The organism is Steroidobacter sp. (assembly GCF_016790065.1).
Lineage (GTDB): Bacteria > Pseudomonadota > Gammaproteobacteria > Steroidobacterales > Steroidobacteraceae > Steroidobacter.
Genome location: NZ_JAEUPY010000152.1, coordinates 1 through 6,992, shown reverse-complemented (window position 1 = coordinate 6,992; position 6,992 = coordinate 1). Strand labels below are relative to the sequence as shown.

Genomic DNA, 6,992 nt, shown 5'->3' with positions numbered 1-6,992 from the left:
AGGGATAGTAACGTCTGCAACGGCTCTCACTCGCGGCCGTGACCAGAAGCGATTGCGACGGAGGAAGGCTCACACTATGGGGATAGTGCGAGCCTTCACGATCGATCGGATCAGCCGTTCTATGCGGCTATTCCTGTTTCGCTGGGGTGTCGGTGAAGTCGCGCTGTGCATGTGCATGCTGTAGCACGGGCTGAGCGTACTGCAAGACGCGAGCTTCATCGATGCCGTTGGACTGCTCGGCATACAACGTATGCTTGCAAGGCCGAAGTTGGACTTCGGGAACCGTGTCCGGACCCGTTAATTGCAGGGTCAGCGATAGACCCAGGCTACTTTCGTGAAAGGGCACTTGGTTGGCCAATCTCGCCGGAATCGGCGGTGTTGACGCCTGTGCAGGTTTTGACGAGAGTGCAAGGATGCGGAAGAAGTTCTTTTCCGAAACTTCCGCCCAAATACCGATGTGATAGGGCTCCACTCGGCCATGGACGGGTAGCGGAATCAAAGCGCGGATGAAGAATCGGTTGTCATTGAGAACAATATATTCCGAGCTCAATCGACACCGTGCGTCTCGTTCAGCCTTGGAGAGCTGAAATACCTCATCTGGCAACCGAAAGCTCAGCTCGAGGACGCTGACTGGGGCGGGTTCGCCACAGCACGCGCACGCGATCATGTCAGTCATGATGAAGATCCTCATTGAAGACGTCTGCTCCTGGGCTCGAGCCAGCCGTTTCTGAAATGGGCATCGCCAGGTCGGCGATCTGGCTTCAGGAGCGGACGTAAGAACCAGGTGGAATTTCCGTTAACGATCGATGGCGGCTTTGCACCGGGTCGTGCGGCTCCCTGACGCGCTGTTTGCGCAACACGTCTGTGCGCGCAAGACGGTTTGCACGCGTGCTGTTCGTGTCATGCGGCGTGCGAGTCGGGGTGCGTACCCGCGGCATTGATCGCTACAACTCAATCAGCGGGTGCGCTCTGGATGGCAGGTGGATACCAACGTCGCCAACTCACGATGGCATCCCAATAGGTGCTGAATTGCGGAGCTCAGCAAACCCTCACCGCGGAGCGCCCCTGCGCTGGCAGGTGGGCACTGTCGGTCAAGACTCACTGAGCATGGCAGCTAGCGCGCGACCGAAGATCGTGGCACACCGTCCTCGGAAGCCTCTTTGACACGCCCCTCGTGACCGTCTAATAGAGCGGGATTTATGGGAAATAGTAAGAATGCGGGTCTGACGCCGAAGGCGTTCAGACGCAGTCTGTACGCGTTCAGGGTAGCGGCGATTCTGTTGCGATAGAGGGGTGCGCCTGCATTCCTTGTCCTGTGCGTCAGGTTCGTCGGGAAGCTTTGCATCCTGGGGAAGGAGCAGGGGAGCGATGCCGGGATGATGCAGCTTGATCTCGAGTCGGATATCCGCCGTTGCGACTAGAACGGCGGTGTCTTCCGGCGGTTCATATTCAATCACGCTCGCGGTGAGTTGGTCATTTGCGATGGTCAGGGACAGCTGGTTCTCGCGGAAGTCGATTTGCGACTCGGTAGGGATGAAACACCACTTCACGCCGGGGTTGACTTCAAGCGATCCGTCTTTTACGAATGCGACCAGCCCAGCGGATGTACGCGTCTGCCCGCTTGTGCAGATTTGCGGACGGATTGTGAACTTTCTGATGCTCACGTTTCCTCCGAATGGGCATTGGCTGTAAGTGATCTCGGTCGGTTCCAGGTTCGACCCGGTGTACGCAGCGAGTTGCCATCTCCCGTGCCCGACAGGTTCTACGGAGCCATTGGTGCGTCAACGCGTGACGCCATCGTCCTGCCGGTCGCGGATGTGGCACCGCACGAGCGACGCGTCGCGGTGTTAGGTGGCGCAGCGGCTGATAAACTGCAGGTTCCCAAAGAGCAAGAACGCAGGAAAAGAGATGGCTTCTGTGCAGGCTTCCCCCAACGCGCTCGATCAGCAGCTCGCCTCACTCAAGGATGAGCTCGAACGGCACGACAGCCATGTCTTTGAACAACTGTCGGCGCATCTCATCAGCCGGCTGCTCGGCGATGTGGCCATCACGGTCTCCAAGAGCGGATATCAAGTCGGCGGTGATGCGGGGACGGCTGGATTGCGCGGTCGACGCCTTCGCATCGAGTGCAAACGGTATCAAGAGTCCACCGCGTTGAACTCGCGGGGACTCGCAGGTGAGGTCGCCGAGGCGGCCGACGATGATGAGCTGTTGGAAGCGTGGATTCTGATGGCCACGAAAGTGGTGAAGTACAACGAGCGTACTCTGGCTCTCCGGCAGGGTCAGAAGCAGGGCGTTCCCGTCATCGTGATCGATTGGACGCCGCCGGCACGGGGCGCGGGTCTGTGTGCGCTGGCTGCCTTGTGCGCGAGCTGGCCTGAGGTGGTGGAACAGCACCTTGGGGTCCCCGCGGCGACGGCCGCCCGTGCACTCACGTCCCACGTGGGCGCGGCGGTCGACAACCTCCGCAAGGATCTCGCGGTATGGGATATCGGCTTCAAGCATCTGCGAGAGGTCTCGCACCGACATTTGATGTCAATCTGGGAGAGTCGCGGGCAATGCTGGGCCTATATGGGGCAGGATGCCGCGGGTGGCCAGCCGGGCGTTGGGCTCATTGCTCGCATGGGGCCACTACGAGAGCTCACGGGGTGGTGGAGCGATCCCGCTCAGCTCGATGCGCCGGCGATCGTCACCGGATTGGAAGGCGTCGGAAAGACATGGGCCGCCCTCGACTGGACGCGCCAGAGCTGCGACCACTTGCCCATCATCTTGCTGGTGCCCGCCGGAACCTTTGCAAGCGGCCATGATGTCTCGGTGGGTGGCATTCAGCACCTGCTGGCCGAGTCGCTCAGGAAGAGCACGAAATCGACATTGAGCATGGGCTACTGGCAGACACGAGTGGCACGGTTGCTTGCGAGGCCCATCATCGAGGGGCCGACGTTTTTCCTCTGGGTCGACGGACTGAATCAGTCTCCACAGACTCACTGGAGAAATTTTGCGCACGCATTGCAGGCAGCGGAACTTGTGAAGCGGGTGCGCGTGCTCATGACCAGCCGACAGAGCTACTTTGAACAGGATCTGACGGCGTTGAGCTCGCTTGATCCTGCGCCGAGGCAGATCAAGGTGGGCGTCTACGATGACGCGGAGTTTGACGAAGTCCTGCGTTTACACGGGATGAGCAGGGACAAGCTGCACGAGTCCCTACGCCTGCTTGCGCGAACGCCCCGATTGTTTCCGATCGTGTACAGGCTCAAAGACAACCCGGCATTAAAGTCTGACGCCTCTGTCCATCGATTGCTCTTCGAATACGGGCGCGAGGTACTCACTCAGCGCGGCGGCAGTGCGTTCACACCCGACGCTTGGCTGCAATGGTTATCGGATCGCGCGCGACATCATCGCGAACAAATCAAACGGCGCGGCGCATTGACCTGGCCGGAACCGGCGAAGGATCTGGCGTTGACATTGGCTAGCCCAACGCTGACGCCAGAGGATGTGAAACGTCGGCTCAGTGACGTAGTAGATGGGCATTGGGGTGACAAGAAACAGGTCGGCGCCGCGCATCAGTTCGTGCTTCGTCCGGAAGTGGCGATCCTCGGCTTGGCGCTTGCGCTGCTTGAGGTGCTGGATCAGGCGAACGATGACGGCCGCCAATCGGCGCTAGAGGAATGGCTCGAGCCCGTGGCTGCGGTTGATCACACGACCGAGGTGCTGCGTGCCGCTCTATCTGTGATGTCGGCCGGCCTGAGCAGCGATGGTGAAGTGAACGCCGATTGTTTGCTCGTCACTTGGATGAACGCTCAGAACCATGGCCGCACGTTCCCACAGGACGTAAAGATTTTCGGGGATGCGTTTCCGCGCTCCATGCTGGTCGTCGTCGAGCGCTCCTTGACGCAGGCCGCGCGAGCGGCCCGCCAGCTCGCAATACAGTCGCTGCGCAGCTTGCCTCGGACTCGCACGGCCGATTGGAAGGTGATTGAAGCACGCCTCATCGATTGGGCCGGACAGTTGTGTGTGCCGCGTCCAGAGAATATCGCTGACAAGTCACACTACGCCAAGCGGCACCACGAGCGAATCGTGGAGCGTATCGGGACCGCCGATCCGAGAACAGTCATCGTACTGGGGACGTCGCTGTCTCTTGCGTATGAGGATCGTGCCGACCTGACGGCAGCCATCGCGGGGACGTTGGAGGGGCACGACCTGACACAGTTCCCCGCGCTCTTCTCAACCTGCGCGGTGCGGGCAGCGGTCGACGTGACGGGCTCGGATCACGGGGTCACAGGGCTTCACTGGCTTGCTTCGGTGGGCAGTGCCGATGAGCAAGCGACCCTGCCATTTCTGAGCAGGCTTGCCGAGGACCTGCTGGCACGAGCACCCGAGCCGCACGTGCATCCGCGCCTTGCCAATCGAGCTGCCGCGTGGCTCTTGCGCCTGCCTGGCGATGAGGCGATGGAGCGGCGAGCGTCGGCAGTGAATGAAACCTTCGGCGCGGGATCTACCTATCAGGAGCACTACCAGAAGGATCCCGCAAACTCGATGGTCGCGCCGGAGCGGCGGCACCTGGAGATGATCTTGGAGGCAGCAGACCTGCCGGTGTGGAGGAGGTTGGAAAAGGCGGCAAATTTTTTAGCGGACCCGACGGTCCAACTGCCGACAGCAGTGCTCGATCATCTTGAATCGATGCTGGACGGGGAGACGTTCGACGGTGTCCGCGAGGGGATGCATCAGACGGCAGAAGATCATCGATGGGAAAAGATGCAGCCGGCGGCGGCGAGGTACTTGCCCGAGAAATTTGTTGAAGCCTCGCGTCGGCAGCTGAAGACGCTCGCTGCCCGACGCGGCGATCACAAGTATTGGTCCGCCTTACAGTTGATGGAGCTGATGCTATTGGTCCAGCCCGAGGATGCACCGCTGATCGCTGAGCTGCGCACCGCCAGCAGTCTCGAGCGCCACGACGATGTAACGAACACGTGGTGTCTGCAACTAGAACTGCTTCACCTTCCGATCGAGCAGCAGTTGGACTGGATGCTCGACGCTTGCGACTACTTAGGAACGCTCGACTTGTTCGACGTCCTGCGGCCCGCGAGTACTGAGCAGTTGGAACGCTTCCTTGAGCGACATCAAAGATCCTCCGCCGCGGAGGGTATCGTGCTGCGCGTGATGGCCGCACAGCGCCCCAGCGGCGCCGACCAACTCGCTCAGGCGTTGCTGCACAACCTCGACAGCGAACAGGCCGACACGAAAGATATTGCCTTCATGGCGCTTTCGCTGTGCGCGCCCGACATTTGCGGGCAGCACCTGCTCTCGACGAATTGGAAAGCCGATGCCGCAGAGGCGTTTGCTTCGCACTATGGCAGCGACGCAATCGCGCATGCCTCAACCTCCTTTGGCCTCGACGAAGTACAAGCGCTGATTGCCTCGTGGCGTTGGCTGCATGCCGCTGTAGTGCGAGGGGGCGAGCCCGCCGAACTAGAGTTCGTATCGGCCCACCTTGTTCGCGTGATTCTAGGCGCTGGCATGGATATCCCTGCGCTGCCTGGTGAGTGGTCCATGTATCGTCCCACGAGGGGGCTTGCCAACATCGGCTTTGCGGAGAAGGAGAAGGTAGATCAGAGCGCGGAAGCGTTCTTCAAGAGATCGGCGGAAAGCATCGAGGATGTCAATCGCCGCTTTGAGGAGGTGTCGAGGGCAGGTACTGCGGCTCTACGAAAGATCCGTGCGAGTGGATACAGCTTATATTTGCACGCCTTCGACGTCAGTGAGGTCCGTGAGGCTTATCGGTGTGCGCCCCTGGAATGGGAGAAGCTGTTGGAAGGCGCGCAGGAGAGAACGGAGAGTTTCGTTAGGCGAGTGCGTTCCGCCGAGGGGCTGTATATGGCCCTTTGCGAGGTTCTGCTTGAGCTTGCGCCTGCCCACGGTGCCATTCTCTGGGACGCCTTGCCCAACGCGGTTCTAACCAAAATGAAGGGTGCCGCCGGCATCTCCGAGTTCGTCCATATGATCTTCCGGGCGCCAGATTCGCCTGAAATCGAAAAGCTGCGGCGGTCTCTGATCTCGTTTACCTCAACGAGTACCGATGTAGCGCTCCTGGACCTTGTCATTGCAGCTCAATTCAATGGTCGCAATGAGTGGCTGCAATCGGTCATCAAAGAAGACCAGGCGAGTCGATTCTTATGGCGACACAAACGTGCGTTGACGCTGGAGGGATTTAGCGCCGCTGCGGATGCTCAGTCGCTCAACTGGCCAAGTGGACCGAAGACCACGTCGGTCGAAGCGCTCGTGAGCAGTGCTACCCAGTGGCGGAATCGACGCGCGCTGGCCCGCTTATGGTGGGGCAAGTTTACGCAGGCCTCGGACGTGGGAGCGGCGTTCGCCGCTTGGCACGTCTTCTTGAAGTGTGCGGACCGGCGCGCTTATGTTTGGATGAAAGTCAGCGCGACCGGCACCGTGGTGGTCTCGGAACTGGATCGCCTTCGCGCGCTACATGTGCAGATGAACCGGAGTCAGCTTGACAGAGCGTTGGCAGCCGCCGAGCGGAAGCCGAACGGCCTGAAGGATTGTCTCTTTGGTCGAGAGGCGCCGGCGAATTGGCTCGAGATGGATGGCATTGCCGGCTAGCGTTTTACTCATTCGCGTTCAGGTGGCTCGTAAGTACACAAGCAGCGTGAACCGTCGAAGCCGCGATCGGAGGAGTACATTGACCAGGAAGGGGCATAGGGGCGAACGCTGAGCCCGCCGCCGTGGCGGCCGTGACTAAGAGATTGACGAATCGCGATCCGGGGGTTCTTCAGCAGACGCCGGCCCTTTGGGCGCGTGGCCAAAAAGCTGCATCACGCCACGCAGCATCCTGTGAGTATTCGCAGAGCGTGTGCCCCAAGGACATTTCGATGAAGCGAGTAGTTGGGCGAGGCGGAAAGCGTTGCCTGGGCAGCTTGGCGGGCTTCACACTGCAGTGGATAACAACATACCCGGCGGGTAAAGATGCGTTGCGCAAT

General features: G+C 60.3%; 3 protein-coding genes. 1 reads left to right on the top strand and 2 read right to left on the bottom strand.

Annotated features, from left to right (window positions below; translation table 11 throughout):
- Window positions 1-127: 127 nt before the first annotated feature.
- Together JNL55_RS06465 and JNL55_RS06460 are read right to left on the bottom strand one after the other, a co-directional pair.
- Window positions 128-676: a DUF2199 domain-containing protein gene (locus JNL55_RS06465; RefSeq protein WP_293850925.1), complete on the bottom strand. Its 549-nt coding sequence runs from the start codon at window positions 674-676 to the stop codon at window positions 128-130.
- 415 nt (window positions 677-1,091) lie between these two features.
- Window positions 1,092-1,664, bottom strand: a complete 573-nt coding sequence (locus JNL55_RS06460) for a hypothetical protein (protein ID WP_293850922.1) — start codon at window positions 1,662-1,664, stop codon at window positions 1,092-1,094.
- A gap of 244 nt (window positions 1,665-1,908) precedes the next feature.
- Here JNL55_RS06460 and JNL55_RS06455 point away from each other — a divergent pair, with 244 nt between their 5' ends.
- The gene (locus JNL55_RS06455) at window positions 1,909-6,615 is read left to right on the top strand and encodes a hypothetical protein (RefSeq protein ID WP_293850919.1); all 4,707 of its coding nucleotides are present in this window, start codon (window positions 1,909-1,911) and stop codon (window positions 6,613-6,615) included.
- Window positions 6,616-6,992: the final 377 nt, after the last annotated feature.